Source organism: Anaerococcus cruorum (assembly GCF_046365495.1).
In the GTDB taxonomy this organism is placed as follows: domain Bacteria; phylum Bacillota; class Clostridia; order Tissierellales; family Peptoniphilaceae; genus Anaerococcus; species Anaerococcus cruorum.
Genome location: NZ_JBGMEH010000013.1, coordinates 1 through 2,872, shown reverse-complemented (window position 1 = coordinate 2,872; position 2,872 = coordinate 1). Strand labels below are relative to the sequence as shown.

Below are 2,872 nucleotides of genomic sequence, written 5' to 3'. Positions count from 1 at the left end.
GGGTGAAGTCGTAACAAGGTAGCCGTAGGGGAACCTGCGGCTGGATCACCTCCTTTCTAGAGAAAAGAAGAGATTGTTAGGTACTCACACTTATCGGTAATTTAGATGAAGATGCGAAGAGCAAGAAGTACACAAAATGGGTTTGTAGCTCAGGTGGTTAGAGCACACGCTTGATAAGCGTGGGGTCGTAGGTTCAAGTCCTACCAGACCCACCAAGATTAGAGAAGCGAATTCAAGTTGTAAAGCTTACGAGAAGTAAGAAATACTGGGGGCATAGCTCAGTTGGTAGAGCACCTGCTTTGCAAGCAGGGGGTCATCGGTTCGATCCCGTTTGCCTCCACCAAGATTAAATAAAATGAAAAATTAGATTGCAAATTAAAGCAAGTTTAGATAAACTGGCGAGCTTACTTTAATTTGCGATATATTTTTTATAAGCGAAAGCTGAGAAGAAGTATAATTAAACGCATCGATCTTTAACAAATTGGAAAGCCGAAATCAACAAACAAAGACAATGTTGTCGATTTGGTTTGGGATGCTGATGCAACAGTATTTCAGGCAGCCTGCAAAGGCAACAAATCGAATAACAAAATTTGGGTGATGATTGTATCAACTAACCTTGAATTCAAAAGGCAAGGTTAGTACACAACAAGCAGTAAGCTTTATCAAAGTAGAGAATCTAAGTTATTTTAGTAGTCAACGCTAAAATAGCAAAGTCAGAAGGTTCTTCAAATGATAGAGTCAAGTGAATAAGTGCATCAGGTGGATGCCTTGGCGATGATAGGCGAAGAAGGACGTGTAAGCCTGCGAAAAGCACGGAGAAGCTGGCAAAAAAGCAATGATACCGTGATGTCCGAATGGGGAAACCCACTGCACTCGTGCAGTATCCTAGTCTGAATACATAGGGCTAGAGAAGCGAACCTGGAGAACTGAACCATCTAAGTACCCAGAGGAAAAGAAATCAACCGAGATTCCGCAAGTAGTGGCGAGCGAACGCGGAAAAGCCTGTATATGATAATGGTTAGGATAGAAGAAGGGATTGGAAACTTCCGCCATAGTGGGTGATAGCCCCGTATTTGAAATCTTAACCATGGTACTAAGTATACGAGAAGTAGGGCGGGACACGTGAAATCCTGTCTGAATATGGGGGGACCATCCTCCAAGGCTAAATACTCATCATCGACCGATAGTGAACCAGTACCGTGAGGGAAAGGCGAAAAGAACCCCGGAAGGGGAGTGAAATAGAACCTGAAACCTGATGCATACATACAGTGGGAGCATCTTTGTGGTGTGACTGCGTACCTTTTGTATAATGGGTCAACGACTTACATTCAGTAGCGAGCTTAACCGAGTAGGGGAGGCGTAGGGAAACCGAGTCTTAATAGGGCGACTAGTTGCTGGGTGTAGACCCGAAACCGAGTGATCTATCCATGGCCAGGATGAAGGTGCGGTAAAACGCATTGGAGGTCCGAACCCACGCATGTTGCAAAATGCGGGGATGAGCTGTGGATAGGGGTGAAAGGCTAAACAAACTCGGAGATAGCTGGTTCTCCCCGAAAACTATTTAGGTAGTGCCTCGAGTATGAGACTGATGGGGGTAAAGCACTGTTATGGCTAGGGGGTTATTGCAACTTACCAACCCATGGCAAACTAAGAATACCATCAAGTTGCTCCTCGGGAGACAGACATCGGGTGCTAACGTCCGGTGTCAAGAGGGAAACAACCCAGACCGCCAGCTAAGGTCCCAAATGATAGATTAAGTGGTAAACGAAGTGGGAAGGCACAGACAGCCAGGATGTTGGCTTAGAAGCAGCCATCATTTAAAGAAAGCGTAATAGCTCACTGGTCGAGTCTTCCTGCGCGGAAGATGTAACGGGGCTCAAATCTATAACCGAAGCTGCGGATATACTTTTGTATATGGTAGGGGAGCGTTCTGTAAGCCTGTGAAGGTGACTTGTAAAGGTTGCTGGAGGTATCAGAAGTGCGAATGTTGACATGAGTAGCGATAAAGCGGGTGAAAAGCCCGCTCGCCGAAAGCCCAAGGTTTCCTACGCAACGTTCATCGGCGTAGGGTGAGTCGGTCCCTAAGGCGAGGCAGAAATGCGTAGTCGATGGGAAACAGGTTAATATTCCTGTACTTTGATTCAATGCGATGTGGGGACGGAGAAGGTTAGGTTAGCAAACTGTTGGAATAGTTTGTTTAAGCCAGTAGGTGGAAAGAGTAGGCAAATCCGCTCTTTCTTAACACCGAGACGTGATGACGAGTGTTTACGGACATGAAGTGACCAATACCACGCTTCCAGGAAAAGCCACTAAGCTTCAGTTGAATCAGAACCGTACCGCAAACCGACACAGGTGGGCAGGATGAGAATTCTAAGGCGCTTGAGAGAACTCGGGAGAAGGAACTCGGCAAATTGATACCGTAACTTCGGGAGAAGGTATGCCCTCTAATGTTAAGGACTTGCTCCGTAAGCATCTGAGGGTCGCAGAGAATCGGTGGCTGCGACTGTTTATTAAAAACACAGCACTCTGCTAACACGAAAGTGGACGTATAGGGTGTGACGCCTGCCCGGTGCTGGAAGGTTAATTGAAGATGTGCAAGCATCGGATCGAAGCCCCAGTAAACGGCGGCCGTAACTANNTTGTCGGGTAAGTTCCGACCCGCACGAATGGCGTAACGATGGCCACACTGTCTCCTCCCGAGACTCAGCGAAGTTGAAATGGTTGTGAAGATGCAATCTCCCCGCTGCTAGACGGAAAGACCCCGTGAACCTTTACTGTAGCTTTGCATTGGACTTTGAAGTCACTTGTGTAGGATAGGTGGGAGGCTTTGAAGCAGAGACGCCAGTCTCTGTGGAGCCGTCCTTGAAATACC

General features: G+C 46.9%; 2 tRNA genes and 2 rRNA genes (1 of these 4 cut by a window edge). All 4 read left to right on the top strand.

What is annotated here, in order from left to right:
- Nucleotides 1-56 (top strand): 16S ribosomal RNA (locus ACCQ40_RS08195); its annotated part reaches 453 nt to the left of the window's first position; the annotation flags it as partial.
- 82 nt (nt 57-138) lie between these two features.
- A tRNA-Ile gene (locus ACCQ40_RS08190) sits at nt 139-215 on the top strand.
- A 52-nt stretch (nt 216-267) separates the two neighbouring features.
- Nucleotides 268-343, top strand: a tRNA-Ala gene (locus tag ACCQ40_RS08185).
- Between the two features lie 393 nt (nt 344-736).
- A 23S ribosomal RNA gene (locus ACCQ40_RS08180) occupies nt 737-2,872 on the top strand; the annotation flags it as partial.